Raw genomic sequence first — 26,275 nt, 5'->3', positions numbered from 1 at the left:
CAGTGGCCTACAGTCGGCGACCGCCCCGCCGCCTGCAGCGGATGCCCCAAGCGCCACTGGGCGAGAAGGCCTCGCCGCTCTTCGGCGTCACCGACAGGGTCCGGCCGTCGAAGTCGATCCGGTCGCCGATCCGGAGGAAGAGCGGCCGGTCCAGTTCGCAGAAGCGGCCGTCATCGGTTTCGAGGTCATCCACCAGCATCATTCGGGGGACCGGGGTGATCCCGTCGGTGATCAGTCGCATGCCGGGATCGTCCCACACCGCTCGATCTCCCGCGTTCGACGGACCGGGGCGGGCTCAGCGGGACCAGACCGTGCCGCGGGCCTCGTGTTCCAGCATCGTTTCGAGACCGGTCGCCGCGTCGGCGCCCAGTTCGCGGCGCACGAGCCACAGGGCGAGTTCCAGGCCGGAGGTGATGCCCCCGGCCGTCACCAGATCGCCGTCGTCCACCACCCGCGCGTTCTTCAGCACGCCGCCCTCCCGCTCCAGGTCCGGGCGCGCCTTGTGGTGGGTGGTGCACGGCCGGCCCCGGGTCAGCCCGGCCGCCGACAGCAGCATCACACCGGTGCACAGGCCCGCGACGGTGAGCCCCGGTCGAGGCGCCGACCCCAGCGCGCGCGGAAGGGTGCCCCGCCGGATCTCCGCCCACACCCCCGGGTCCTCGCGGCGGGCGTAGCCGCCGCCCGGTACGACGACGATGTCGGCCGCGCGCGGGTCCCAGCCGTGGTCGACGCCGACCCGCGTTCCGTACGACGCCCGTACGAAACCGGGGCGGGAGGTGGTGACGTAGCGGACCTCGACCGCCCGGTCCGTGAAGAAGCGGGAGGCCGAGAAGACCTCGTACGGGGCGGCGAAGTCCAGTTCCTCCACCCCGTCGAACATCACGACGTGCACCCTGAGCGGCTTGCCGGCTCCGGCGGGGCCACTCGCCGCGGCGGCCGGGCCGGCGCCGAGCCCGGCTGCGGCGCCGGCGACCGCGCCGCCGGCGCCGAGGGCGGTCGAAGCCCGGAGCAGGACCCGTCGGTTCAGACTCATGCGGCTCTCCTCGGTGTGGTCGGGGCACGGTCGACAACCGGTGTGCCGCGCCTCGCACAAGGGGTCGACGCGGGCAACGCCCCAGTTCCCGCGGCATCTTGTGGCGCACCCCACACGCCCGTGCGCCGATCGGCGGCCGATCGGCCCCGGACGTCCGACAGTTGACGGGTGATCCGCCGGGCGGCGGCCGTGAGGATGGTCGTCATGGACCCCGAACTCGAAGCCTTCGTCCCCTTCCTCCCCGAGACCGACTGGGCCGACCCGCCCGCCGCCCGCAAGATCTACGCCGAACTGGCCGCCTCGCGCCCCGCCCCGGACCTCGCCGGCCTGGAGATCGAGGACCGCACCGTCCCCGGCGACCCCGCCGTGCCCGTCCGGATCTACCGCCCGCACCGCGCCCGTGGCGCCGTCGTCTGGCTCCGCGGCGGCGGGCTCATCATGGGCGACCTGGAGACCGAGCACCCGTGGGCCGCCCGGATCGCCGACAGCGCCGACGCGGTGGTGATCTCGGTGGACTACCGGGCTGCTCCCGAGCACCGCTTCCCGGCCGCCCTGGACGACGCGTACGCCGTACTGACATGGACGGCCGAGCACGCCGCGGCGCTCGGCATCGACCCCGAACGGATCGCTGTCGCGGGGCACAGCGCCGGTGCCGGGCTCGCGGCCGCGGTGGCCCTGCGGGCGCGCGACGAACAGGGCCCGCCGATCCGCTTCCAACTGCTCAACGAGGCCGGCCTCGACGACCGTCAGGAGACCTGGTCGGCCCGGCACTTCACCGACACCCCCTGGCTCGACCGCGACAAGATCGCCCAGGCGTGGCGGCACTACCTCGGCCCGCAGCCCGCCACCCCCTACGCCGCGCCCGCCCGGGCCGGCGACCTGTCCGGCCTGCCGCCCGCCTACGTCGCCACCTCGGAGTTCGACCCGAACCGCGACGAGGGCATCGCGTACGCGCTGCGGCTGCTGCAGGCCGGGGTGCCGGTGGAACTGCACCAGTACCCCGGCACCTTCCACGGCTCCCAGGCGATCCTCTCCGCCGCCGTGTCCCAGCGCCAGAACGCCGACCTCGCCGCGGCCCTGCGCCGCGCGCTCGCCGAGTGAGCACCCGCACCGATCACGACACGAAGGGACCACGGACACCATGAAGATCCGAACGGCACTGTGCACGGCCCTGGCCGTACTGACCGCCTGCGCCGGCACGTCGGCCGCAGCCCCCGCCCCCTCGGCCGGCCCCGACCGGGCGGCGCTGAAGTCCGCCCTGGAGGCGGTCCGCACGGCCGGCGTGCCGGGACTGTACGCGGAAGTACGCGATTCCCGCGGCGGCACCGGCAACGCGGGCCGGACCTGGCGCGGCGCCTCCGGCGTCGCCGACCTCGGCACCGGCCGCCCCGTACGGCCCGACATGCGCCACCGCGTCGGCAGCGTCACCAAGACCTTCACCGCCGTCGCCGTCATGCAGCAGGTCGAGCGGGGCCGGATCCGTCTCGACGACCCGATCGGCGACCACCTGCCGGTTCTCGTGCCCGGGGAGCGCGGGCGGAAGATCACGGTCCGGATGCTGCTCGACCACACCAGCGGCATTCCGGACTACATCCCCTACGCCTTCCCGTCCCTGCAGGAGTTTCCCTCGCCGACCGCGGCCAAGAGCCTCGACGACAACCGGTTCCGGACGTTCCGCCCGGCCGAGCTCATCGCACTGGGACTCGCGGCGCCTCCCACCGGCGAACCGGGCGCCCCCACCGGGGTCTACTCCAACACCAACTACCTCCTCCTCGGCCAACTCATCGAACACGTCACCGGAACCACGGCGGAGGAGTACATCACCCGCCACGTCATCGAACGCGCCGGGCTGCGCAACACCGGGTTCCCGTCCGGAACGCGCATCGACGGACCGCACTCGCGGATGTACGAGGCCCTCTACGGCGTGCTCGACCCGCCGCGCGACTACAGCGTCTACGACATGTCCTGGACCGGCACGGGAGCCGCCCTCGTCTCGACCATGGAGGACCTCAACCGCTTCTACGCCAAGCTGCTCGACGGCAGGCTCGTGGACCGGCGGTCGCTGACGGAGATGCAGCGCACCATCCCGGTCCGGGCCCTGGACGGATCGACCATCCAGTACGGCCTCGGCCTGCACAAGGTCACGGTGCCGGGCTGCGGCACCTTCTGGGGCCACGACGGCTCGGTGTGGGGCGCCCGGACGATGTCCCTGACCCGGGCCGACGGAAAGCGCCAGATGTCCGTCGGCATCAATCTGGAGAGGTGGAACAGGCCCGACTCCTCCGGGCAGCCGCAACCCCACCCCATCGACGACGCCCTCTCGACGCTCTACCGGACGGCGATGTGCGCTCCCACCCCGGAGCCCTCCCCCTGAGGGGACGGCGAGGGACGACACGTTGAGTGTTCGTTTATCCCGCTGTGTCACGGTGGAGCCGTCGGGTGCGGTGAGGGGAATCGGCCGTGTGGGGCGGTCGCGCCGTGTCCGGGAGCGAGTGGGGGTCCGCATGACCACGGCCGCATACGTCAACGAGGCGCGACTGGCGTACTCGATCGCCTTCATCGGGTACGCGAACCTCGTGGGGGAGGTCAAGGCCGTCTCGCACCAGGAGCCGAAGGGCGACAACTACTACCAGGACCTGCCCGAACCGAAGGACTGGACCGGCGCCCTCCGGGGAATCCAGCACCGCAGGGACGCGGAGCGGCGGGTCGTGAACCTCCTCGCCAACGAGATCTACCGCCACCTGGGATGCGAGAGCACCGCGCAGTACAAGGCACGGATCCGCGCCGTCCGCAGGGGCACCGTCGACCTGTACTCGGACATGGGCCCCTGCCACTCATGCCGCTCGGTGATCAAGGACTTCCGGTGGGACTTCCCGACCCTCGCCATCGACGTCCGCTACCGCAACGCCCTGCGCGGTGGCGGGTCGGCCGCCCTGATCCCGGCCGGCGACGGCCTGTTCGGGATGTACGGCATCGGCGACGCCGTACAGCGCCCGGACGGACTGTGGGTCAAGTCCCATCCCGGAGCCCCCGTGCCCGCGGCCACCGCGACCTTCGACGTCAAGGTCGCCGGACCGGACGGCGACCGCTTCCGCGGCACGCTCGACGCGGTCGACCAACAGCCCCACGCCCCCTACCTGTACCCGGCGCCGAGCGCGACCGCCGCACCGCTCGACGAGGCCACCGCCGTCCTGGACAAGATCGCGCAGGCCATCCGCAACCAGATGGCCCCCGGCCAGCAGATGCGCCCGCAGTCCTTCCGGCAGTGGATCCGCGGCATCGACCAGGGCACCGTCCGGCTGGACTGCGAGCGGGGACCGGGCCAGGCCGGCCGGACGGCGGTCGCGGCCTTCGTCGCGGACTTCCCGAAGGTCCGCGTCGAGGTCGCCTACGAGGCCGCCGCCGCGCAGGCGGACGGCTACGGATACGCCGACGCCACCCGGGGACCGGACGGCACCTGGCTGAAGGCCTTCGCCGCCCGCCGCTGACCGGGCCGCGGATCCGGATCCCGCGCCCGCTCCGGCACGCGACCGGCCGGGTGACCCCGGCCGGTCCGGCGGCCGCGTACGGAGCCGCCGGGCACGCGCAGGAGCGAGGATGCACGAGCTCGCTCCCACTCGGCAGCGAGCCGACGCCGATACCCGCCGGACCCCCCGCCGGACCCGTCGGAAGCCGACGCGGGGGAGAGGGAGAAGACCGACGATGCCGCCGCAGGGATCCGCCCAACAGCCCACGACCGAACTCGACGCCCGCTACAGTTCCGCGCTCAACCCCCGCCCGGGTGCCTCCGAAGTCACCGCCACCGCCTGGTCGGAGGCACAGAGGCAGCTGGGCGCCGCCGAGATCTTCTGGTTGTCCACGGTCCGGCCCGACGGCCGCCTCCACGTCACCCCCGTGATCGCCGCCTGGCACGACGGGACCATGTACTTCTCCACCGGACCGGGGGAGCAGAAGGCGAAGAACCTGGCACACGACGGCCACTGCGCGCTGACCACCGGCGGGAACGCGCTCACCGAAGGACTCGACCTCGTGGTCGAGGGCAGGGCGCAGCAGGTCGGCGACCCCGCCCGGCTGGAGGAGGTGATCACGGCGTACGCCACGAAGTACGGCCCGCACGTCACCGCTCCCGAGGGCACCTTCCACGGCATCGACGACGCGATCCGGCAGGGAAACGCGGTGGTGTTCGCGGTGGCCCCGACCACTGCGTACGGATTCGGCCGCGACGGCGGCGTCTACAGCCACACCCGCTGGACCTTCTGAGCGGGCCCGGCCCTCAACCGGACGGGTCGCCGTCCAGCCGCGCGTCCAGCCGGGCGTTGAGCCGGGCGGCCTGACGCGTCAGGTGGTCGCGTTCGGCGAGGCTCGGAGCCTTCAGGGCCGCCTCCGCGTACAGCCGCGCCGCCGTCGCCGGGTCGCCGGCGCGCTCGTGGAGGTACGCCGCCGCCGCGGTGTGCCGGGGCAGCGAGGCGTCCACCGCCGCGAGCGCCGCCAGGCCGGCCCGCGGTCCGTCGGCCTCGCCGACGGCCACCGCACGGTTGAGCCGTACGACCGGGCTGTCGGTCAGGCGGGCGAGCTCGTCGTACCACTCGACGATCTGCGGCCAGTCCGTCTCCTCGGCCGTCGGCGCATCGGCATGCAGCGCCGCGACGGCGGCCTGGGCCTGGAACTCGCCCAGCCGGTCCCGGACCAGCGCCCCCTGCAGCACCGCCACGCCCTCGGCGATCATCCTCGTGTCCCACCGGCCCCGGTCCTGCTCGGCCAGCGGCACCAGGCCGCCGTCGGGTGCGGTACGGGTGGCCCGCCGGGCGTGGTGGAGCAGCATGAGCGCGAGCAGCCCCGCCACCTCGGGATGGTCCACGCGGGCCGCCAGCTGCCGGGTGAGCCGGATGGCCTCCGCGGCGAGGTCCACGTCGCCGGAGTAGCCCTCGTTGAACACCAGGTACAGGACGCGCAGCACGGTGGAGACATCACCGGGCCGGTCGAACCGCACCCCGGAGACGGTCCGCTTGGCCCGGCTGATCCGCTGCGCCATGGTCGCCTCGGGCACGAGGTAGGCCCGGGCGATCTGGCGGGTGGTGAGACCGCCGACGGCGCGCAGGGTGAGGGCGACCGCGGACGACGGCGTCAGCGACGGGTGCGCGCACAGGAAGTAGAGCTGGAGCGTGTCGTCCACCACGGCTGCGGGGCCGGGTGCCGGCTCCCGGTCGACGAGGTCCTCCCGGCGGCGCCGGGAGGCGTCCGCCCGCGCCGCGTCGAGGAACCGGCGCCACGCCACGGTGACCAGCCAGCCCTTCGCGTCCCGCGGCGGGTCGTCCGGCCAGACGCGGACCGCCTCGACCAGCGCGTCCTGCACGGCGTCCTCGGCCGCCGCGAAGTCGGCTCCGCGGCGGACGAGGACGGCGAGGACGCCGGGCGTGAGGCTCCGCAGGAGGACCTCGTTCATCCCGTGGTCACTCCGTGATGGTGGGCGGCGCGGACAGGAACGGACGCAGCTCCAGCCATTCGTGGATCGGCTTCCCGCCCGCCCCGGGGGCGGCCGACAGTTCACCGGCCAGCTCGACGGCGCGCTCGTAGCTGTCGACGTCGATCACCATCCAGCCGGCGATCAGGTCCTTGGTCTCCGCGAACGGCCCGTCGGTGACCGGCGGCCGCCCCTCGCCGTCGTACCGTACCCAGGCCCCCTCGGGCGCCAGCGCCTGCCCGTCGACGAACTCGCCGGTCTTCTCGAGCCGCGCCGCGAAGTCGTTCATGTACTGCACGTGGTCCGAGATCTCGTCCTGCGTCCACTGGGCCATGGGTACGTCGTTGACCGCTGCGGGGGCGCCGCGGTAGTGCTTGAGCAGCAGGTACTTCGCCATGGTGCATCTCCTCGGTGCTGGTGCGACCCATTCTGGTCGCCTTCACACCGGGGACGGAGCAGGAAACCGCTTCTCGACATCCCGGCCCGAGATTTTTTCGGCGGAGCGCGCCGGGGTTCAGGAGCCGGTGTTGACGTTCGCCGTGGCGACCGCCCCCGTGCCCGCGCCCCACTTGTCGAGTGCCTTCCGGTACGAGCCGTCCGCGATGCTCGCCGCCAGTGCCGCCTTCAGGGCATCGCGCAGTTCGGGGTCGTCCTTGGCCACGGCGATGCCGAAGGGGCCGGCCTCGATCTGGTTGCCGACGATCTCGAAGGCGTTGCCGCCGTCGGCCTTGAGGGCCAGGTAGGCGGCCACGGGATAGTCGTTGATGCCCGCGACGGCGCCGCCCGCCTTCACACGCGTCTGCGCCTCGGCGTCCGTCGGGAAGGACTCGATCACGAGGGCCGGCTTCCCGGTGGCCTCGCACTCCTTCGACCGGGTCTTGGCCACCTCCTCGAAGGTGGTGCCCCGCTGCACGGCGGTCTTCTTCCCGCAGAGGTCGGCGATCGATCTGACCTGCTGGGGGTTGCCCTTCTGCACGTACACGACGGAGCCCGCGACGAAGTAGTCCACGAAGTCCACGCCGTTGCCGGTCTTCTGCCCCTTGTCGTCCAGACCCTGCTGGCGGGCCATGGTGTCGCTCATCGAGGACATCACGACGTCCTGGCGTCCGGAGTTGAGGGAGGTGATCAGGCTGTCGAAGGTGCCGCTGGTGAACTCGAACCTGACGCCCAGGTGCTTGCCGAGCGCGGCGGCGACGTCCGGGTCCACACCCACGATCCGTCCGTTCTCGACGAACTCCATCGGGGCGTACGTGGCGTCCGTGCCGACCTTGATCACACCCGCCGCCCGGATGTCCGCGGGCAGCTGGGCGAACAGCGGGGCATCGCTCTTCGCGGCACCCGCCCCGGATCCGCCGGCGCCGGAGCCCCCGCCCGCCGAGGTCTGGTCACCGCAGGCACTCAGCAGCAGGGCGGCGGTGGTTGCGGCGAGGACGGTGGCGAGGGTCCGTCGGGTCGGTATGCGTACGGCCATGGCAGTGCTCTCTCTCGGGGACGGTGCGCGGGGGTGAAGGGGGCAAGGGTCCAGGGGGGAGGGGGTACGGGACGCCGGGTGGCCCGGTGCGAGGTCGGCCCGCTCTCTCAGGCGACGACGCGCAGGCGCGTCACGCCCGGGTCGAGCGCGCCGCGTACGTGGCCGTTCGGCGCGGCCGCGGTCCGCTGCAGGAACCGGACGACCTCGGCGGTGACGACCTCGCCCGGCAGGACGTTGGGAATGCCCGGCGGGTACGCGGCCAGCGTGTCCGCGGAGATCCGGCCGACGGCCTCCTCGGCCGCCACGACGCGAGTGGGGCTCAGGAACGCCTCCCGGGCGGTGAGCCTCGTGGCACCGGGCTCCGGCAGCCGCAGCATGCCGCCGGCTCCGCCCGGACCGGTGAGCGGACCGGCGGGCGGCTCGGTCAGCGGGGAGGGCAGGGTGTGCAGTGCCTCGACGAACCGGTCGGTGTCGGGCGCGGAGCCCGCACCGATCACGGCGACGACCGCCGCGTCGGTCGCCACCTCGACCATGATCTGGTGGTCCCGGAAGAGCCGGCGCCGGGCCTCGTGGCCCGTGATCCCGCCGGCACGGGTGTCGATCGCTATCCGCAGTGGATCGGCCCCGACGATGTCGGGGAAACGGGGGAATCCGTCGCTCACCACCGTGAAGCGGCCCAGCGCGCGCACGGCGGCGCGCACCCGGTCCGCGGCCCGCACACCGTCGCCCGTCGCCCCGGCGCCGGTGACCAGACGCCTGCGGGCGAGATCCAGCGAAGCGGTCAGCAGGGCACTGGCGCTGGTGGACTGGACCAGCCGGAAGGCCCGGTCCACCAGTGGTTCGAGCAGGTCCGCGAAGGGGCCCCGCGCCAGGTGGAGCATGGCCGACTGGGTCAGGCTGCCCGCCAGCTTGTGCGTACTGGAGGTCACCAGGTCCGCGCCCAGGGACAGCGCACTCGCCGGAAGCGCCGGATGGAAACCGAAGTGCGATCCCCATGCCTCGTCGACGATCAGCGGGACCCCCGCGGCATGGGCGGCGTCCGCGACGGCGCGTACGTCGGCGACCGCGCCGAAGTAGCTCGGCGAGACGATGTACACCGCGGCCGCGTCCGGTGTCCGCTCCAGCGCGGCCGCCACGTCCGCGGCGGTGACACCGTGGGCGATGCCCTGCCCGCGGTCGACCGACGGCTGGACGAAGACGGCGTCCATGCCGGACAGCACCAGCCCGTCGATCACGCTGGAGTGCACACTGCGCTGGACGACGAGCGTGCGCCCCAGCGCGGGGGCGACCATCGAGGCGATCTGGTTGCCCTGCGAGGCGCCGTTCGTCAGGAACCACGTGCGCCGCGCGCCCCAGGCCTCGGCTGCCAGCTCCAGAGCCCGGTCCAGCGGGGTGTCCGGGCCGAGGTCGATCCCGTCGAGCAGCGGCGGGAAGTCCAGGGCCGTGATTCTCGCGCCGAAGAAGCCGGCGAGGTCCGAGCCCGGTGTGGCGGCGTGCCCGGGGACGTTCAGCCGGAGCCAGTCGCGTCCGGCATGGCGCAGCACGGCTTCGGCGTACGGGGCACCCCACTGGTCGGCGCCCGGAACGGAGGGGGCGGGGGAGGGGGAGTGCGGGGTGGGCTGATCGGTCGTTCTCATGTTCACGGGGGGAGCCTGACAGCCCTCGACCCATCGAAGAAGGATGGATTTTTCGTTACCCCTCCATAGGATGTCTATATGCTCGACGTCAGGCATCTCCAAGTGCTGCGGTCCATCGCGCAGGAGGGCTCGCTCGCCGCCGCCGGCCGTGCACTGCACTACAGCCAGCCCACGATCACCCACCACCTCTCCGCCCTGGAAGCCCACTTCAACGCCCGGCTCGTCCAGCGCGGACCGCGCGGAGCCACGCTGACCGAACTCGGCGAGGCCCTGCTGCCGCACGCCGAGGCGGTACTGGAGCGACTGCGTCAGGCCGAGGTGGAGGTGCGCGGCCTCGCCGAGCGCGGCACCCGTACGCTGCACATCGGCACCTTCCCCACCGCGGGCGCCCTGCTGCTCGCGCCCGCGGTCAAGCGCCTCCACCGCCAAGGGGTGCACATCTCGCTCACCGAGGGCGAACTCCCCCTGCTGCTGCGCGGGTTGAAGGCGCGGGAGCTCGATGCGGCCCTCGTCTTCTCCCAGCCCGGCGACCGCCTCGACCTCGACGACGACTTCGAGCTCCACCCCCTGCTGGCCGATCCGCTCCTCCTGGTCATGCCGCAGGACCACCCGTGCGCCGCGCTGGACCGGGTACCCCTCGGCGAGCTGCGGGACACCGCGTGGGTGGGCGCGGCCGACCCCCACGACCCGTGCGACCGCGTGCTCGCCTGGGCCTGCGCCCAGGAGGGGTACGAACCCCTGCACGCGATGCGCACCGACGACTACGCGGTGGTCCAGGGCCTCGTCGCCGCGGGGACCGGCGTGGCCCTCGTACCGCGGCTCGCCCTCGGACACCCCCGGCCCGACCTGACCGTACGTCCCCTGGCCCACCCCGACCTCGCCCGCGAGATCAGCGTCGCCGTGCTGCGCTCCACGTCGGCCGCCGCCGCCCAGGAGCTGATCGCGGCCCTGCAGGAACAGGCCGCCCTGATCACGGAGCGCTGGGCCGCGACCTGACCCCGTCACCCGCACGCGGAGGCCGGGAGAGTCTGGGACGGGGGACGGGGGACGGGGGACGGGGGACGGGTACCGGCGGGGCCGCAGCGCCGGAGCGGCCAAAAGAATGGCGCCCCCATGCAACCATCGGTGCGTTTCACGTGTCTGGTGTGGCGAAGAAACGTTTCCAGGGGGTTTTGTCTGTGAAGTTGTCCCGGATCGCCGCAGCGGTCACCACCGCCGCTCTTGCTCCGGCCGTCCTCATCGCGTCACCGGCGTTCGCCGCCGGTTCGGACGCTCCGGCCGCCGGCAACCAGCCGGCTCCGACCACGCCGGACCAGTCCGTGCCCGACCAGGCCGAAGAGGACCGCAAGACCATCCTCGCGATCATCGCTCACCCGATGGCCAGCGAGCACATGAAGGAAGCCGGCCGCAAGGCCATCGCCGACGGCCCGCAGGCCATGAGGAAGTTCATCGAGGTCGACCAGCACAGGATCCGCATCGACGACTACCGCGTGGCCATCATGCGGCTCAGCCACGATGCGGGCCCCGCCCTCAAGGCGGGCATCGAGTCGGTCTTCAAGGGCGGGGAGACCCTGGACCAGCTGCGCCACTTCTACGAGGTGACCCAGCACGAGCTGCGCGACGAGGACAACAAGGTCGAGATCGCCCGGCTGATCGGCACGGGAGGCCCGGCGGTGAAGGAGGCCGGCAAGACGGCGCTCCAGGGCACCCCCGCCGACCGCACCGCCTTCCTGAAGACCGGCCGGTACCTCGCCCAGGCCTCGGACGACCGGGTCGAGCTGGCGCGCATCGACGAGGGCTGGGACGGCCCGATCCTGAGCGAGGCGATCGGCAAGCTCCTGAACGGCTCGCCGACCCCGGCCGAGCTGCGCCACTTCCTGGAGGTGACCCAGCACGAGCTGCGCGACCAGGACAACAGCGTCGCGATCGCCCAGATCATCCACGGCGGCGGTCCCGAGCTCGTCAAGGCGGGCCGCGCCGCGCTCAAGGGCACGCCCGCCGACCGGGCCGAGTTCCTGAAGACGGGCCAGCACGAGGCCCGCGCCAAGGACGAGGCGGCCAAGGAGAAGGACAAGGAGAAGGACAAGGAGAAGGACAAGGACAAGACCGGTCCGGGCAAGGACGGCCAGGACAAGGGCCAGGGCAACGGCTCGGGCACGGCGTCCGGCAGCGGCTCCGGCAACACCGCCGTCACCGCCCAGGGCGGGGGCGGCGCGCCCCTCGCAAGCACGGGCGCGGGCGACAACACGACCCTGATGGCGGGCGGCGCGGGCACCGCCGTCGTCGCCGGCGCCGGGCTCCTGCTCGCCGCCCGCATGCGCCGGGCCGGCGCGAAGGTCTGACCGGGGTCCGCCCGTCGCACCCCTGCGTACCAAGGGCCGTCACCCTCACGGGTGGCGGCCCTCGGCCGTGTTCGAGCAGGCCGCGGATCCGGCGGGCCGCTCCCGCCACCCCGACGGAACGGCAGACACCCTCCGGTCGATCGCAAACCGCACACCCGGTAAAGCACTGGCCCCTATGGAGTGAACGGTGCCGGAACCCCGTGACCCTTGGCCGGAACCTTCCATACGGTGGCCCCTCTTCGCTCATCACCACACCTGGGGGGCCGGTGCGCAACCACCGACTCGTAATGACCGCTGCCTTCGTGGCGGCCGGTCTCGGCATCATTCCGGGCACCGCGCAGGCGGCTGATCCCGTACCCGTCGCGGCCGGCGTGGCCGAGGCGATCGCCAAGGCATCCACGTCCGAGGGCTTCCACAGTCCCGCGGACCGCACGATCCGCACCGCCCTGCCCGCTTCCGCCAAGGGGAAGACGGGGGCCGACGCCAAGGCCGCCGCACCGCAGACCGCTGCCGCGGCGTCGGCCGAGCAGGCCGCGCTCGACGCGGGAGCCAACCCCGCCCTCGCGGTGGACGTCAGCGGCACCAGCTACACCGCGCACGGGATCGAACTCACCACCCTGATCACGAGCGCCGACTTCGCACTCGGCGTCGTCATCGACTGGGGCGACGGCAAGACCGACACGGTCACCGCCCAGGGCACCACCGAACTCCACCACTCGCACACGTACGACAAGTCGGGCGAGTACCAGGTGAAGGTGACGGTGACCGACACCGCCAACGCCGTCCAGGCCACCAACGGCGGGGCCTTCCTCACCCCGGGCGCCGATTTCACCCCGCACGCCCCGACCCGGCTCCTCGACACCCGCAACGGCACCGGCGCACCCGTGGGCAAGGTCGCCGGCCAGGGATCCGCCCGGGTCAAGGTGGCCGGCAACGCCTCCGTCCCGGCCGGCGTCACCGCTGTCGCCCTCAACGTCACCGTCACCGAGACCGTCGACAGCGGACACGTGACCGTGTGGCCCGGAGCGGGCTACGACCGCCCGATCACCTCGAACCTGAACTACACGGCCGGCCACTCCGTTCCGAACCTGGTGATCGTGCCGGTGGGCGAGGACGGCTACGTGGAGCTCTTCAACGGCGGCTGGAGCCCGGTGGACCTCGTCGCCGACGTCACGGGCTACTTCACCCGGGCCTCGGACAGCGGCTACACCTCGATGACGCCCGCCCGCTTCGTGGACACCCGTGAGGGCATCGGCACGTCCAAGGGCATGCTCGCCTCCCGCAGCGCCTTCACCACCCGCATCGGCGGCCTGCAGGGGGTGCCGCAGAACATCACGGCCGTGGCACTGAACGTCACGGTGACCGAGCCCCAGGGGCCGGGCCACCTGACCGCCTTCTCCGGCACCGGCCCCGTCCCGACGGCGTCGAACCTGAACTTCGTGCCCGGCCAGACGGTGGCCAACGCCGTGATCGTGCCCGTGGCCGCCGACGGAACGATCAAGATCTTCAACGGGGCCTGGTCGCCGACCCACGTGGTGGTCGACGTCGTCGGCTACTACAGCAAGGAGAGCAAGGCCGCCTTCCTGCCCTTCACCCCCTTCCGGACGCTGGACACCCGGCAGGAGGCCTACGGCTGGCCCGGCGGCAGGTTCCGGGCCAGGGAGTACATCACCCAGGGGTTCACCCCCGAGAACGCGACCGCGGCGGGCGTCGAGGCGTACGTGCTGAACGCCACCGTCACCGAGACCGGCGGCACCGGATTCCTCTCGGTGGCACCCAGCCCCTCCGCGCTGCCGGCCGCGGGCGAGCCCGCCGCACCCGCCGCGACGCGCCCGGTCTCCTCCACCCTGAACTGGACGGTCGGCACGACCGTGCCCAACCTGGTGCAGGCGAGCGACGGCGACCACGGCGTCATCAACTTCTGGAACCAGGGCCACGAGGACGCCGACCTCGTGCTCGACGTCTTCGGCGTCTACCAGACGAAGTGACCCGCCCGGGTGGCGCGCGCACCGGCGCGCCACCCTCCCGCAGGGGACTACGCGGTGGCCGGCAGGACGTGGGCCCCGGCCCGGTCGGTGCTCAGGCACAGCGAGCAGACCACCGCGTCGTGGGCCACACAGGCCGTCAGGTCGGGACGCTCGTAGGACTGGGCGCAGACGTGGCAGTCGAAGGTGACCCCGCTCGGGTTGCCGTCGCCGTCCAGCAGGGGCTCGGCGATGCCGTCGTCGGTGCGGCGCAGGTAGTAGCGGCCCCTCGTGACCACGGCCGTCAACGGGGTGAGCACGAAGGCGATGACGGCCGCGGCCACCGGCGAGTACGGCTGGAGGGCGTCGCCGAAGACGTGGAAGTACATGGCGATCGACAGGCCCGAGGCCGCCGCGAAGGCCACGACTCCGACCGGATTGACCGCGTACAGCATGCCGCGGCGGAACTCCGGCCGGAGCGGGGACAGCTTCAGCAGGTACTTGTTGACGCCGATGTCGGTCGCCACGGTGACCACCCACGCGATCGCGCAGTTGGAGTAGAAGCCCAACAGGCTGTTGAGGAAGCTGAACATGTCGGCCTCCATCAGCACCAGGGCGAACGCGAGGTTGACCAGGACGAAGACCATCCGGCCGGGGTAGTGCCCGGTGACACGGGTGAAGGAGTTCGTCCAGGCCAGCGAGCCGGAGTAGGCGTTCGTCACGTTGATCTTGATCTGGCTGATGACCACCAGGACCACCGCCAGCGGAACGACCAGCCAGGACGGCATCATCGCCTCGAAGGCACCGCGGAACTGCTGGATGGGCTCCGGGGCGGAGGCCGGTCCGACCCGGGCGAGGATGTACACGGCGAGGAACACGCCGATGGCCTGCTTGAGCGCACCGAGGACGACCCACCCCGGACCGGCCATGACCACGGCGGTCCACCAGGAGCGCTTGTTGGCCTCGGTCTTGGGCGGCATGAAGCGCAGGTAGTCGATCTGCTCGCCGATCTGCGCGATCAAGGACAGGCACACTCCCGCCCCCAGCATGACCGAGGCGGTGTTGACGGCGCCGCCGCCGTCCGTGCCGGGGTGGGCCAGGAAGCGGTCGACCGTGCCGGGGTCGTCGGCGATCAGGTAGACCAGCGGGGCGACCATGAGCAGCAGCCAGATCGGGGTGGTCCACACCTGGAGCCTGCTCAGCGCCTTCATGCCGTACACGACCAGGGGGATCACCATGAGCGTGGAGACGGCGTAGCCCAGCCACAGCGGCAGCCCGAGGCCGATTTCGAGGCCCTGCGCCATGATCGAGCCTTCGAGGGCGAAGAAGATGAAGGTGAAGCTGGCGAAGATGATGCTGGTCAGGACCGAACCGTAGTACCCGAACCCCGAACCGCGGGTGATCAGGTCCAGGTCGATGTTGTACCGCGCGCCGTAGTAGGCCAGGGGGAAGCCGGTGACGAAGATGACGACCGCGGCGAGGCCGATGGCCAGGAGCGCGTTGCCGGCGCCGTGGGCCAGCCCGATGCCGGCGCCGATGGAGAAGTCGGCCATGTAGGCGATGCCGCCGAGGGCCGTGGTGGCCACCACCATGGGGGACCAGCGGCGGTAACTGCGCGGTGCGAAGCGGAGGGTGTAGTCCTCCAGCGTCTCTTTGGCGGGGTCGGCCGGGCCGGCCGGGGCCGAGGAAGTCCGTGCTGACTCGGTGGTGCTCATGCCACGCCTCCCGGTGGGACTGGGTGCAGGTGCTGCGATGACGTGCGGAGCCCCGCATGACGCCGTTGGCAGGACGGGGTGATGACGAGCCGTCATGAAGGGCTCCGACGAACCTGTCCAAGGCGCGGGACCCACGGTCGGTCACGGTAGGAAGAGCGTGTTACCCCGGGCGCGCGATGCGGTGAACACCGTGTTGCCGTGCGTGACGCGGCCGTTGCCGCGGCTCCGTACGGACCGGGCTAGGCTCACTGCGTGCACACCTGCGCCCCGGCCGTCCTCCTCCTGTCCGCCGCCCGCACGTCGACCGCCGAACTGATCGCGTCGGCGGCGGTCCGGCGGGGCTACGACGTGACCGACCGGGCAGCGGATGCCGAAGGCCGCAGAGCGCACTGGTACGGAGGCCCCCGCGCGGCCGCACGCCTCGCCGGCCCGCTGCGCCTCGGGCTGCTCGAACCCGCCGACGACTGGCTGGCGCACCTGCCGCACCCGCTCCTGCGGCGGCGCGTACGGCTCACCACCCTCGACGAGGCGCGGCAGCTGAGGGAGCGGGTCTTCGTGAAGCCGCCCTCCGCCAAGATCGACCTGCTTCCCGCCGCCGTTCACGAGGACGGGACCGGCCTGCCCGCCGGGCTCGACGGCTCCACGCCGGTCCTGGTGAGCGACGTCGTGGAGTTCGCCGCGGAGTACAGGCTGTTCGTCCTCGACGGCGAGGCCGTCACCGGCAGCCGCTACGCCGTCCACGGACGCCTCGATCCGGCCCCGCTGGACGCCGGGAGCCGGGCCTTCGCCCGTACGGTCCTGGACGCCGCGGCCGCCGGCCTGCCCAGCGCGGTGTGTCTGGACGTCGGCCGGCTCGCCGACGGCGACTGGGCGGTGGTCGAGGCCAACATGGCCTGGTACGCCCACTGTTACGCGGCCGACCCGGACCGCGTCCTCGACACCGTGCTCCGGTCCGCCGGCCCGATCGACGCGGTCGCGGCCCGGGACCGGCCGTACCTGAGCAGGCCGGCGGCACATCCGGAACACGTGCCGGACGCCTGACGCCGCACACGGGGCGGCCCGGGCCACGGGCGACCGGTGGGGTGTCAGTGGAGCCGTCTAGCGTTGCGCCATGATCTGGACCGCCGCCAAGGACACCCTCCCGCCCGTGCCTCCCGCGCGCAGGCTCGACGCCGCGCCCGACTCCCTCGCCGAGACCGTCGAGCTGACGGCGGCCCACCTCGACTCCCGCGCCCACACCGTGGCGGACTTCGAGCGGTCCCTCGACGGGCTGGTACGGCACGCCCACCGCGACCGCCACCCGCTCGCGCGCGCCCTCTCCGAGAGCCTGGGCCACCGCTACAAGGAGCAGGAGATCGAGGCGCAGCGCCTCGGCGGGGTGGACACCGTGGTGGCCTCGCTGCTGTGGCTGGTCCCGGGCTACAGCCTCAAGCCCGAGTACGTGCGGCGCCACCGGGGACACGAGGAATGCGCCCAGGAGGGCCTGGAGGTGGTGATCGCCGCGCGCGTGCGCGAGATCGGGTACACCCTCATGTCCAAGGACCCGCTGCCGTTCCTGCTGTCCACGCCCACCTGGGACACGGGCGCCCTGGAGGCGGCCGAACTCGTGGAACGGCTCACCGACTACCGGCAACTGGGCGTCCGGCCCGGCCCGGCCGACTTCGGGCAGGCGCTGCTGCGCATACGCCGCGACGACCCCTCGGCCGGGGCGGCCGCCGAAGCCGCGGCCCGCCTCGGCACCGCCGAAGGCACCCGGCTCGCCGCCTGGCTCGGGCCGGACGGCGAACCGGCCCCGGTGCTGCGCCGCGTCGTCGAACCGGACCCGCAGGCGCACCGGGCCTGGCAGAGGATCGGCACCACCGCTGCGCAGGTCGCCTTCCTGACCAGTGAACGCCCCGCCCTGAAGGCGGAGTTCCCGGACTCCTTCCACGGACTGGGCCGTCCGCAGGAAGGATTCACCCAGTGCTATCACTGGCACCAGGGGCACCCCGTACGGGCATCGGTGCTGCCCGAGGACCGGGACACCCAGGCCGCCTGGCTCCTTCCGCACATCACCCTGGCCGCGACGGCCGACGACCACGGCGGCGCGTGGATGCTGCCGCACCTCGCCCTGCTGGGCGGGCCCGCCGGACCGGCCCTGCACGCCGCCGTGGCGGCCGGACTGGGCGGCCGGTACGCGGACAGCCGCCGCCCGGCGGTGGAGGCCCTGCTGGTGCTGGCCGCCCGGGGCGAACTCGACGCCCCGCTGCTCGGCCGCGAGCTCGCCGCCATGACGGCCCTGGGCACGGTCAAGCCGAACCGGCTCGCGGACGCGGCCCGGTGCGCCGCGGCGGCGGGCGCGCACGCGACGATGTGGACCGTCCTCGCCGAAGTGCTCCCGGCCCTCCTGCCCTCGGTACGCGGCGCGGGCGAGGTACTGGCCGTCGCCGCCTCCTGCGCGGAGCACTCCGCGGCCACGGGCCCGGTCCCGCAGGCCGTGGCGGCCGCCGCCGCCCGCCGGGGCACGTCCGCACTGGTCACCGAGGCCCGCAGGCTGAGCGCCGCCCTCACCGCCGGGTGAGCCGGACCGGGCCGGCCGCCGCCTCACGGCGGCCACCGAAAATCAAGATCATCACAGCGCGCCGCCCACTACGATCACGCGCATGATCGAAGGAAAGCTGGTGAGGCTGCGCGCACTGCGCGCGCAGGACGCCGAACACCACCTCAGATGGCGCAACGACCCGGAAGTGGTCCACTGGGCCACCGGGGGCGACCCCCTCTTCGGACCGGTCACCGCGGAGGCCGTGGGCCTCGCGTTCGAGACGATGCTGCGGCTCAACCCGCGGGAGTCCGCCGTCTTCACGGTCGAGGACCTGGCGGACGGCAGCGTGATCGGCATGGTGGACTACCGCGACCTGGATCCGGTCGCCGGGCTCGCCACGGTCGGCGTCACCATCGGTGAACGGGACCGCTGGGGCCGCGGCCACGGCTCCGACGCGCTGCGCCTGCTGGTGGGGCACCTCTTCGGAGCCCTCGGGCTGCACCGCGTCGAACTCGACACCTGGAGCGGCAACGAGCGGGCCGTCCGCGCCTTCACCGGGGCGGGGTTCCGCGAGGAGGGCCGCCGCCGGGCCGCGGTCCTGGTCGCGGGCGAGCGCCACGACAGCGTGCTGTTCGGGATGCTGCGCACGGAATGGCCGGGTGCGTACGCAGCAAGGGGCGAGGGGTAAGGAGTACGGCGGTCAGCCGGCCGGGGGCGGCGTCCAGGTGGCGGTGACGGTCAGGTGCGCCTGGTTGTTGCCGTTGACGATGCCCAGTTGGAGGTCCTGGGTGAGCTGGAGGCCGAAGGTGACGCTGACCTCCGTGGGGGGAACGGGCACCGAGGTCATCGAGGAGTGGACCTCGCGGACGAGGGCCCCGAGCGGCTTCAGGGTGGCGCGCAGCGCGTCGGTGGCGAAGGCGGCGACCGCCTCGGCCCGTCTGCCGACGGGCACGACGGGGCCGAGGCCCTCACCGAACGCCGGTGCCCCCGCGGCGGGCCCCGAGAGCAGGAAACGGACGGTGGAGCCGTCCTCCAGGCCGATGTTCTCGCTGATGTCCTCGGTACTGGTCATGGGGCAATGGTGCGTTCGGGACGGCGGGACGGACCTGCCGTTCGGGTGATCGGTTACACAATCGTGGCATGCCCGGCTCAGGTACAGGGTGCCTTCGAGGGGGTGCCGTCCGGGAGCAGCTTCCGTTCGGCCGGGGTGTAGTCGCGTGCGGCCGCGGCGCACAGCGCCCGGAACTGGACGTCGGGCCGCAGGTCCAGCACGCGGGCCCGCTCCCCGTCCTCGAGCAGCAGCCGGCCGTCCGCCGTGATCGCGGCCGTCGCCGTGTTGACCTCGATGTCGTAGGCGAGCTTCACCTCGGTGGTGACGGCGGTACCCCGCGCCGGGTCGTGCACGGTGAGGGTCTTGGCGTTCCAGGTCACGAGGGTGCCGCCCGGCCCGAAGCCGACCAGGTTCGTCAGGGTGGGCACCGTGAGGGGGCCGGGCAGCTGCCGTCCGGTGTCGACGTCCCAGACGGGGACCCGGCCGTCGCCCTGAATCACGGCCAGCCGGGTCCCGTCGGCACTGAAGACCATCGGGTCGCCGTGCCATTGACTCTTCAGGATCGTGGTACCGACCGCCAGGCCGTGCAGGGGCGCGGCGAAGCGCTTCTGCGTGCGCAGGTCCCACAGGCCGATCTCCCCGTTCGTGGTGCCCGCCCGGCTCACGACGGCGGCCTGCCCCGGGTGCCCCGGTCTGGGCACGATCCGCCCCTCCCCCCACATGTCCCGCTGGCGGTCCGTGTCCTCGGGGTCCTCCTGGGCGGAGAAGGCGGGGGTGAGGACGGCACCCGTCGCCGCGTCCAGGCGGGCCACCGTACCGTCCGTCCCGAGGAGCGCGATCTCCGAGCCCTGGAGGCCGACGAGGCTGTCGATGCCGACCTCCTTCTTGAGGAGGCGGGGCAGATCCACGCTCCTGCCGAGGTCGGCTGCCGAGTAGGCGCGCAGGAGGCCGTCGTCCGGCCGCCAGACCACGATCCACCGGCCGTCGGCGGTCCAGCTGACCCGGGTGCCGTCCTTGTCCGACGCCAGGGCGACGGAGCGGCGGTGTGTCCGGGAGGCGTCCAGTACCTGGAGGGAGTCGCGCGTGAGGCGGGCGATCGCACCGCGGTCCGGGGCCAGGGCGTACTCCCCGTCGTTGGTGCTCCCGCCCTGGAACCGTTCGGTGCCCGCGGGGGCTGCGCCCACGACCACGAGCGACGTCCCGACGGGGACCAGCACCACGGTCCCGCCTCCCGTACCCGGTGCCACGGCGAAGACCCCGCGCGCGCCCTGTACGTCGCCCGGGTTGGGGAGGCGGGCGTTGAAGGTCCGCCCCGTCCGGAGATCGAGCAGGCCGGTGTCGGCGTAACCGCCGGGGGTGTTCTCCTCGTAACCGAGCCCGGGCGAGAACTGTTTGTAGTCTCCTGGTGTGTCCGGCCCTCCCTGCCCGGACGCGAACATGGGGAGTTCGGTGACCGCCCCCGGCGTACGGCCCAGCGGGCGGCTGTAGGCCCGGCCCCCCTCGATCCAGAAGGCGAGCTCGCCGCCCGCCTCGGGCTCGGACGTCCCGTCGGGCGCGTCGGGGGAGGGGCCCACCGTGTAGAGGGTCCGTCCGGTGGCGAGGTCCTTGACCGTGAGCAGCTGCGGGGCCTTGGAGTCGGAGATGCCCATGACCACCGCATCGGCGTCGCCGGTGAAGGCGACCTTCCCCACACGGGTCGGGGGCAGCAGGTCGGCGGCGACGCTCAGCCGCCGGCCGGAGGGCACCTCCCACGCGTCGGCGAACGCGGCCACGCAGGGCTGGGTCCCGTTGTAGCACTCCACGGTGTGGTCGGTGAGGGTGCGCAGCAGGCGGGTGCCGTCCGAGCTGAAGTCGATGGAACTGCCCGCTCCTTGGGGCGTCTCGCGGGCGGGGAGCGGGAGCGTCTCGGGGTGCTCGGGGTCGTCGAGGCGCCACAGCCGCACCGCATCGGGCGAGGACACGGCGAACAGGCCGCCGTCCGGGCTGATGGCGCTCTCGTACCGCGCCTGGATCTCGCCGCCCAGCCTCCGGGTCCGGACCCGGCCGTCGAGCGCGCCGGTGACCAGGGTGAACACGAACCGGTCGCCGCCCCCGGACGGTCGGGCGGAGACCACCAGGGTCCGGCCGTCGGGGGTGGCGTCCAGGCCGGTGACGTTCCCCTCCCAGACGGCGGGGTAGGAGTGCAGGAGGTCCGGCTGGCGCACGTACTGCCGCAGCAGTGCCTCGGCGGTCTTGGTGGTCGGCTTGGTGCTCCGGGCGGCGAGCGCGAGTTGCAGTGCGGTGGCCGGTTCGCGGCCCGGCATGTCGTCGGCCGCCTGGGCGAGCAGGCCGGCCGCCTGGACGCGGAGCTGTTCCTCGGTGCGCTGCAACCCCTGCCAGGCGAGGAGGGCGAGGATCGCCGCGAGGGCGGTCAGGGCGGCGAGCGTGGCCACGGCGGCGCGCCGGATCCGGGCGCCGCGCCGGGCCGCCCGGGTGCTCAGCCGGACGTAGTCGGTCTCCTCGGCGGTGGTGTCGTCCGGGTGGTCGACGAGGCGCCGCTGTGCTTCCGCCAGGTCGGTGCCGCCGAGCAGCCGGGCGGCCTCACGCCCGTGGGCCTCCCAGCGCCGCAGGTCGGTCCGCAACTGCTCCTGCCAGGTGCGGAACCCGCGACTGTCCGTGAGCCACCGGCGCAGCTGCGGCCACAGCCGGGTGAGGGCCTCGTGCGCGAGGTCGACGATCTCACCGGAGCCGTCCGGGGCGGGGGAGAGGACGACGAGCTTGCCCGCCGCCAGTTCCCGCGCGGCCGAGGAGAGTTCCGGCGGGAGCTCACCGATTCGGGTGGGCCTGCGGACGAAGCCGTCCCCTTCGGGCCGGGCCAGCTGGACCAACAGCCGTCGGGCGGAGCGGCGCTCCCGGTCCGTCAGAGCTTCGAGACTCTCGTCGGCGTATCCGACCAGGGCGCCCGCGACACCGCCCAGTTCGTCGTAGGCGGCATGCGTCAGCATCGAGCGGCTGCGGCGCTCCCACAGCCGGGTGAGTGCGAACTGCACCAGGGTCATCCGTCCCGGGGCGTCGCCGGCGTCCGCGACGATCCGCTGGGGCAGCCCGGGCTCGAACCACAGACCGGGCTCGCCGTCGACGGGCGCGGTCACCGCGCGCTCCAGCGCCTCACCGTCCAAGGGCGCGAGGAACTCGACGGCCTCTCCGGCCAGTTCGGAGGTCTCCGGTGTCACCAGGGCCTCCAGCGAGCCCGGGCGCCCGGTGGCCACCACCCGCAGCAGCGCGCCGCCCTCCCGGCCCGCCAGGGCGGCCAGCAGCCGGAACAGCTCGCGGGCGTCCTCGGGGGCGCCGACCGCGTACTCCTCCAGTTGGTCCACGAAGAGCAGGTGCCCGGCGGGCGCGGCGCCGGGCCTGGACAGCAGCCGGGCCCGCAGCTCGGCCGGCAGGTCACGGCCGGCCCCCAGCAGCCCGGCCAGCTCCTCGGTCCGGGCGAGCCGTTCCACCTCGCCGGGTGCCGGGTCGAGCAGGTCGGTCAGGGCCCGGGCCAGCACCGCGGCGGCCCGTACGCCCGGTACCGCGCGCACTGCGGAGACGTCCATCCCCGCACCCCGCACCTTCGGCAGCACCCCGGCCCTGACCAGCGAGGACTTACCGCACCCCGAGGGGCCGACGACCAGGGTGACGGGCCGTCGCAACACCGCCCGGAAGACCCGCCGGGTGTCGTCGTCGCGTCCGTGGAAGAACTCCGCCCCGTCCTCGGCGAAGGGGGCCAGCCCCTGGAACGGACAGCGGGGGAGCAGCGTCCGCCCGTCGACCAGATCGGCGGAGGGCAGGAGGTAGGCGGTGCGATCGCCCTGGTGCGCGGCGACCGTCATACCGACGACGCCGTCCTGGGCGTCGTCCCACACGGGTGATCCGCTGAACCCGCCCACGATGGCCGGACCGCTCCCGCGGACCTCCATCTGCACCCAGCCGGAGCCCTGCCCGGCCCGCAGCACCCCGGACGCCCAGACGCCCTGGTCGGCTCCGTACGGGTAGCCCAGCGCGCGGAACGTGTGGCCCCAGACGGAGGTGCCGTCGACGAGCGGTGCCGGGCGGGATCCCGCCACGGGTGCGTTCAGCCGCAGCAGCGCGACGTCCCGGCCTTCGTGGCGCCAGGACACCACGCCCGCCCGGGCCGCGGGCCGGCCCTCGACCAGCGGGAAGTCGAGGTCCACGGACCCTGCGGCGGGGTCGTCCCCGGGTGCGGGCCCGCGGGCCCGGCCGATGACGTGGGCGCAGGTGCACACCAGGTCCGGAGCGACGAGGAATCCGGCGCCCACGACCTCCCCGTCGGCGCTCCTGATCCTCACCTGCGAGGCGTCGAGCACAGCGCTCCCGCGTACCGCGGCCATGGATTCCCCCCGATTCCCAGGCTCGGGCCAGCATCCGTCACACCGCAGTCACGGGCAACACCCGTACCGGCCGCACACCGGAGGCGATCGAAAGTGTCCGGATTCCGTCCAGGGAGCCGGCCCGTGGTCCGGCGGGCCGTCGCCCCGCGGGGGCCGGAGCCGGGCGCGGTCGCACGGTGGTGCGGCCGGGCCCGGCCGCGGTTCAGGGCAGCCGGAGCAGCGGGGTGTCGCAGCCCAGGAGTCCGCGCAGGGCCGGGATGTCGGTCCAGGCGAGCCCGAGGGCGCGGGCGGCGAACCGGAGGGTGACGTGGCCGGCGCCGTCGGCGGCCTCGTGGAGGGCCTTCAGCGCCGTCTCCCGGTCGAGGAGGGCGATCCCGCCGGCGGGCCGGTCCGGCCCGGGTGTCCGGGCGTGCTCGGGCGCCAGCCCGTGGATGCCGGTCAGCCGGTGGGAGAGGTCGGCCGCCTCCTGGAGGGTGGCGGGCCGCTCGTCGATGAGGGCCCGCGCGACCGGGTTGTGGCCGACGGCCTCCGCGAGGGGCAGGGAGTACAGGCCCGGTGAGGCCTCGGTGAGTTCGAGCGCGTGGCCCACGCTGCGGACGCGGCCGCGGGCCCCCAGGACGGCGGCGGCCCACAGGGCCGATGCCTCGGAGGGGTGCCAGGCCAGTGCCCGGGCGGCGGCCGAGACCGCGGCCGCCGCCGGGGTGAGGGGGCGGGAGCCGGTGAGGCGCCCGAGCAGGGACCGCTCGTCGATCTCCCCGTCGAGCCCGGGACCCGCCACGTGGACGGTCGTGGGGAGTCCGGTGAGGTGGCAGGCGGCGAGGGTGAGGGCGTCCCCGAACGGGCTGCACAGACCCGGCTCGTCGCCGTGCGTGAGGATGTCGCCGCCGATGTCCACGATGCGGATGCGCCCGCCCGAGGCCGTCGCCATCGCCGTGAGCTGCCCGGCCAGGGCGTGCAGCCCCCGCGAGGGGTCGAGCAGAAGCAGCCGGGCCGGGAGGTCCCGGGCCAGCGCGGGCAGGGTGGACCCGGCAGGGGGCCGGGCACGCGTGGCGGCGGTGAAGGCGGGAGCGCCGCCCGCCTCTCGGACGAGCCCCGTGAAGTGCTCCTCCCCGAGCGGGCCGTGCGTGGGATCGACCTCGGGGCGCTCCCACGCGTACGTGGCGACCCGCGCCCGCTCCGGGCCCGCGCCGACGGTCCGGGCGGCGATCAGGGTGCCGAGGGGGTCCCCGCCCCCGCCCGCCGCGACGTACAGGTCGCTCACGCCACGCCCTCGCGCAGGTCGACGCCGGTGATCCGCACGGGAGTGGCCCCCATGTTCTTGCGGGCGCGCGCGTTCGCCGCGTGCAGGTTCTCGTAGTACTCGCGGTCGAGCCCCTTGACGGCCCCGGAGTAGAACATCCAGGACAGGACGTCGCGGTACTTGAAGCCCTTCGGGGTGAGCTGGATGCGGCGGCCCAGCCGGTGGAGGAGGCCGTTGGCCTCGGCGGCGTCCAGGATCGGCTCGAACTCCGCGGCGTGCTTCTGATAGCCGAAGCGGTCGAGTTCACCGAGGTCGAGGTCGAAGGAGTCCAGGACGAGGCGCTTGCGGACGATCTCCTCGCCGGTCAGCTCGATGCCGGTGACCGGGGCGATCTCGTGGTTGCGGGCCTTCCTGATGTAGTCGGCCACCTCTCCCGTCGAAGGCTTCACGCTGCCGGTCATGTAGTCGAGGACGCTGGTGTACGAGCGGGCGCCGACGCCGAGGCCCAGCAGGGGCACGCCGTGGAAGGTGAGCACCTTCTGCGCGTAGCCGCCGCGCCCCGGGATCTTGTAGCGGACGGATCCCTCCTGGACGTAGCCGTGGTCCAGGAAGACCCGGCGGGCGTAGTCGTAGCGCTCGTACAGCTCGGGCTGCCACATGTACTGGTAGGCGCCGGTCTTGGAGAACCAGGCGTCGGGGCGCACGGTGAGGAAGTAGGTGCTGATGGTGGTGGGCCGCAGGGCGGCCAGCTCGTCGACGCTGTGGCGCCAGGTCTCGGGGGTCTGCCCGGCGAAGCCCATGATGAGGTCCGTGGACAGGTCGGGCAGGCCGAGTTCCTGCGCGGTGCGCACGGCGCGCCGGATCACGGCCTCGTCCTCGCCGCCGCGGCCGGCCTCGCGGATCTCGCGGGGCACGAGGGACTGGATGCCGACGTTGGCGCGGGTGAGGCCCATGTCGATGAGGGCCTTGAACTCGTGGGGCGCGTCCGCGATGGAGGACGGGGTGGCCTCGACGGCGACCTCCTCCACGGTGGAGCGCCAGTTGGGGTAGATGCGCCCCAGGGTGGTGAAGATCTGCTCGAAGTGGCGGGGCTTGAGGAGGGCCGGGGTCCCGCCGCCGATGTAGACGGTGCGCAGCCGGCGGGCCCGGATGATCTCGGCGTGGTCCTCCAACTGCGTACACAGCGCGTCGGTGTAGGCGTCGAAGACGTCCTCGTCGGTGCTGATGATCGTGTAGAGGTTGCAGAAACCGCACTTGCGGTCGCAGAAGGGGACGTGCAGGTACAGGTTGAGCTCGGGGACCTGGTAGTTGGCGAGGTCCAGGGCCCATACGTCGGGGATGCTCCACCTGCCCTCCGGGAGGGGGCGGTAGGTGGAGCGCGGCGGATAGGAATACTGGTAGGGCGGTATGACGCCCTGTTCGATCTGGTCGGCGAGCTGCTGGCGCAGGCTGGTCACTGTGCTCGTG

General features: G+C 73.3%; 21 protein-coding genes. 10 read left to right on the top strand and 11 right to left on the bottom strand.

Annotation, left to right across the window (positions count from 1 at the left end):
• Positions 1–7 precede the first annotated feature (7 nt).
• Both AB0O53_RS32880 and AB0O53_RS32875 read right to left on the bottom strand, forming a co-directional pair.
• The gene (locus tag AB0O53_RS32880; RefSeq protein ID WP_350995720.1) at positions 8–241 is read right to left on the bottom strand and encodes a hypothetical protein; all 234 of its coding nucleotides are present in this window, start codon (positions 239–241) and stop codon (positions 8–10) included.
• A 54-nt stretch (positions 242–295) separates the two neighbouring features.
• Complete coding sequence (locus tag AB0O53_RS32875; protein WP_365200554.1) at positions 296–1,027, bottom strand: DJ-1/PfpI family protein; 732 nt, start codon at positions 1,025–1,027, stop codon at positions 296–298.
• A gap of 210 nt (positions 1,028–1,237) precedes the next feature.
• Here AB0O53_RS32875 and AB0O53_RS32870 point away from each other — a divergent pair, with 210 nt between their 5' ends.
• The 4 genes from AB0O53_RS32870 (at position 1,238) to AB0O53_RS32855 (ending at position 5,293) form a co-directional block, all read left to right on the top strand.
• On the top strand, positions 1,238–2,134 hold the full coding sequence (locus AB0O53_RS32870; protein ID WP_365200518.1) for an alpha/beta hydrolase: 897 nt from the start codon (positions 1,238–1,240) through the stop codon (positions 2,132–2,134).
• Positions 2,135–2,174: 40 nt separating this feature from the next.
• Positions 2,175–3,407, top strand: coding sequence for a serine hydrolase domain-containing protein (locus AB0O53_RS32865; RefSeq protein ID WP_365200515.1), 1,233 nt, complete (start codon positions 2,175–2,177; stop codon positions 3,405–3,407).
• A 130-nt stretch (positions 3,408–3,537) separates the two neighbouring features.
• Complete coding sequence (locus AB0O53_RS32860; protein WP_350995729.1) at positions 3,538–4,521, top strand: deaminase domain-containing protein; 984 nt, start codon at positions 3,538–3,540, stop codon at positions 4,519–4,521.
• Positions 4,522–4,735: 214 nt separating this feature from the next.
• Positions 4,736–5,293 (top strand): pyridoxamine 5'-phosphate oxidase family protein, encoded by a 558-nt coding sequence (locus tag AB0O53_RS32855; RefSeq protein WP_350995732.1) that lies wholly within the window; start codon positions 4,736–4,738, stop codon positions 5,291–5,293.
• Positions 5,294–5,306: 13 nt separating this feature from the next.
• On the opposite strand, the gene AB0O53_RS32850 is transcribed toward AB0O53_RS32855, so the two are convergent.
• The 4 genes from AB0O53_RS32850 to AB0O53_RS32835 all read right to left on the bottom strand — a co-directional run bounded on the left by AB0O53_RS32850 (position 5,307) and on the right by AB0O53_RS32835 (position 9,602).
• Positions 5,307–6,476 carry an RNA polymerase sigma factor gene (locus tag AB0O53_RS32850; protein WP_350995735.1) on the bottom strand — a complete coding sequence of 390 codons (1,170 nt, stop codon included), beginning with the start codon at positions 6,474–6,476 and terminating at the stop codon, positions 5,307–5,309.
• Between the two features lie 7 nt (positions 6,477–6,483).
• Positions 6,484–6,891: a YciI family protein gene (locus tag AB0O53_RS32845; RefSeq protein ID WP_350995738.1), complete on the bottom strand. Its 408-nt coding sequence runs from the start codon at positions 6,889–6,891 to the stop codon at positions 6,484–6,486.
• Between the two features lie 117 nt (positions 6,892–7,008).
• Positions 7,009–7,965, bottom strand: coding sequence for an ABC transporter substrate-binding protein (locus AB0O53_RS32840; RefSeq protein WP_365200511.1), 957 nt, complete (start codon positions 7,963–7,965; stop codon positions 7,009–7,011).
• 107 nt (positions 7,966–8,072) lie between these two features.
• Entirely contained in the window at positions 8,073–9,602 is a 1,530-nt protein-coding gene (locus tag AB0O53_RS32835) for an aminotransferase class I/II-fold pyridoxal phosphate-dependent enzyme (RefSeq protein ID WP_365200551.1), read from the bottom strand.
• A 78-nt stretch (positions 9,603–9,680) separates the two neighbouring features.
• Between AB0O53_RS32835 and AB0O53_RS32830 the strand changes: the two genes are divergently transcribed.
• The 3 genes from AB0O53_RS32830 to AB0O53_RS32820 all read left to right on the top strand — a co-directional run bounded on the left by AB0O53_RS32830 (position 9,681) and on the right by AB0O53_RS32820 (position 13,932).
• Positions 9,681–10,598: a LysR family transcriptional regulator gene (locus AB0O53_RS32830; protein ID WP_350995744.1), complete on the top strand. Its 918-nt coding sequence runs from the start codon at positions 9,681–9,683 to the stop codon at positions 10,596–10,598.
• A gap of 182 nt (positions 10,599–10,780) precedes the next feature.
• The gene (locus AB0O53_RS32825; protein ID WP_365200507.1) at positions 10,781–11,944 is read left to right on the top strand and encodes an ALF repeat-containing protein; all 1,164 of its coding nucleotides are present in this window, start codon (positions 10,781–10,783) and stop codon (positions 11,942–11,944) included.
• Positions 11,945–12,231: 287 nt separating this feature from the next.
• On the top strand, positions 12,232–13,932 hold the full coding sequence (locus tag AB0O53_RS32820; protein WP_365200504.1) for a PKD domain-containing protein: 1,701 nt from the start codon (positions 12,232–12,234) through the stop codon (positions 13,930–13,932).
• A gap of 47 nt (positions 13,933–13,979) precedes the next feature.
• On the opposite strand, the gene AB0O53_RS32815 is transcribed toward AB0O53_RS32820, so the two are convergent.
• On the bottom strand, positions 13,980–15,623 hold the full coding sequence (locus tag AB0O53_RS32815) for a purine-cytosine permease family protein (RefSeq protein ID WP_350995753.1): 1,644 nt from the start codon (positions 15,621–15,623) through the stop codon (positions 13,980–13,982).
• A 252-nt stretch (positions 15,624–15,875) separates the two neighbouring features.
• Between AB0O53_RS32815 and AB0O53_RS32810 the strand changes: the two genes are divergently transcribed.
• The 3 genes from AB0O53_RS32810 (at position 15,876) to AB0O53_RS32800 (ending at position 18,832) form a co-directional block, all read left to right on the top strand.
• The gene (locus AB0O53_RS32810; RefSeq protein ID WP_350995756.1) at positions 15,876–16,664 is read left to right on the top strand and encodes an ATP-grasp domain-containing protein; all 789 of its coding nucleotides are present in this window, start codon (positions 15,876–15,878) and stop codon (positions 16,662–16,664) included.
• A 70-nt stretch (positions 16,665–16,734) separates the two neighbouring features.
• A complete protein-coding gene (locus AB0O53_RS32805) occupies positions 16,735–18,183 on the top strand; it encodes a DUF7824 domain-containing protein (protein ID WP_350995759.1) in 1,449 nt (482 codons plus the stop codon).
• Positions 18,184–18,265: 82 nt separating this feature from the next.
• The gene (locus AB0O53_RS32800; RefSeq protein WP_350995762.1) at positions 18,266–18,832 is read left to right on the top strand and encodes a GNAT family N-acetyltransferase; all 567 of its coding nucleotides are present in this window, start codon (positions 18,266–18,268) and stop codon (positions 18,830–18,832) included.
• Positions 18,833–18,844: 12 nt separating this feature from the next.
• On the opposite strand, the gene AB0O53_RS32795 is transcribed toward AB0O53_RS32800, so the two are convergent.
• From AB0O53_RS32795 to AB0O53_RS32780, 4 genes are all read right to left on the bottom strand, one after another.
• Complete coding sequence (locus AB0O53_RS32795) at positions 18,845–19,216, bottom strand: CU044_2847 family protein (protein WP_365200499.1); 372 nt, start codon at positions 19,214–19,216, stop codon at positions 18,845–18,847.
• Positions 19,217–19,293: 77 nt separating this feature from the next.
• On the bottom strand, positions 19,294–23,568 hold the full coding sequence (locus AB0O53_RS32790; protein WP_365200496.1) for an nSTAND1 domain-containing NTPase: 4,275 nt from the start codon (positions 23,566–23,568) through the stop codon (positions 19,294–19,296).
• Positions 23,569–23,770: 202 nt separating this feature from the next.
• Positions 23,771–24,829, bottom strand: coding sequence for a DUF1152 domain-containing protein (locus tag AB0O53_RS32785; RefSeq protein ID WP_365200493.1), 1,059 nt, complete (start codon positions 24,827–24,829; stop codon positions 23,771–23,773).
• On the bottom strand, positions 24,826–26,265 hold the full coding sequence (locus AB0O53_RS32780) for a coproporphyrinogen-III oxidase family protein (protein ID WP_365200491.1): 1,440 nt from the start codon (positions 26,263–26,265) through the stop codon (positions 24,826–24,828). The genes AB0O53_RS32785 and AB0O53_RS32780 overlap by 4 nt, the downstream gene beginning before the upstream one ends.
• Positions 26,266–26,275: the final 10 nt, after the last annotated feature.

This window comes from Streptomyces erythrochromogenes, from assembly GCF_040684695.1.
In the GTDB taxonomy this organism is placed as follows: Bacteria; Actinomycetota; Actinomycetes; order Streptomycetales; family Streptomycetaceae; genus Streptomyces; species Streptomyces erythrochromogenes_C.
Note: the sequence above shows the minus strand (reverse complement) of the source record. Positions and strands in the feature narration are given on the sequence as shown.

Coding starts and splice junctions, on each gene's coding strand:
- AB0O53_RS32880 (WP_350995720.1), bottom strand. CDS start 241: ATGCGACTGATCACCGACGGGATCACCCCGGTCCCCCGAATGATGCTG.
- AB0O53_RS32870 (WP_365200518.1), top strand. CDS start 1,238: ATGGACCCCGAACTCGAAGCCTTCGTCCCCTTCCTCCCCGAGACCGAC.
- AB0O53_RS32865 (WP_365200515.1), top strand. CDS start 2,175: ATGAAGATCCGAACGGCACTGTGCACGGCCCTGGCCGTACTGACCGCC.
- AB0O53_RS32860 (WP_350995729.1), top strand. CDS start 3,538: ATGACCACGGCCGCATACGTCAACGAGGCGCGACTGGCGTACTCGATC.
- AB0O53_RS32855 (WP_350995732.1), top strand. CDS start 4,736: ATGCCGCCGCAGGGATCCGCCCAACAGCCCACGACCGAACTCGACGCC.
- AB0O53_RS32850 (WP_350995735.1), bottom strand. CDS start 6,476: ATGAACGAGGTCCTCCTGCGGAGCCTCACGCCCGGCGTCCTCGCCGTC.
- AB0O53_RS32845 (WP_350995738.1), bottom strand. CDS start 6,891: ATGGCGAAGTACCTGCTGCTCAAGCACTACCGCGGCGCCCCCGCAGCG.
- AB0O53_RS32840 (WP_365200511.1), bottom strand. CDS start 7,965: ATGGCCGTACGCATACCGACCCGACGGACCCTCGCCACCGTCCTCGCC.
- AB0O53_RS32835 (WP_365200551.1), bottom strand. CDS start 9,602: ATGAGAACGACCGATCAGCCCACCCCGCACTCCCCCTCCCCCGCCCCC.
- AB0O53_RS32830 (WP_350995744.1), top strand. CDS start 9,681: ATGCTCGACGTCAGGCATCTCCAAGTGCTGCGGTCCATCGCGCAGGAG.
- AB0O53_RS32820 (WP_365200504.1), top strand. CDS start 12,232: ATGACCGCTGCCTTCGTGGCGGCCGGTCTCGGCATCATTCCGGGCACC.
- AB0O53_RS32815 (WP_350995753.1), bottom strand. CDS start 15,623: ATGAGCACCACCGAGTCAGCACGGACTTCCTCGGCCCCGGCCGGCCCG.
- AB0O53_RS32805 (WP_350995759.1), top strand. CDS start 16,735: ATGATCTGGACCGCCGCCAAGGACACCCTCCCGCCCGTGCCTCCCGCG.
- AB0O53_RS32800 (WP_350995762.1), top strand. CDS start 18,266: ATGATCGAAGGAAAGCTGGTGAGGCTGCGCGCACTGCGCGCGCAGGAC.
- AB0O53_RS32795 (WP_365200499.1), bottom strand. CDS start 19,216: ATGACCAGTACCGAGGACATCAGCGAGAACATCGGCCTGGAGGACGGC.
- AB0O53_RS32790 (WP_365200496.1), bottom strand. CDS start 23,568: ATGGCCGCGGTACGCGGGAGCGCTGTGCTCGACGCCTCGCAGGTGAGG.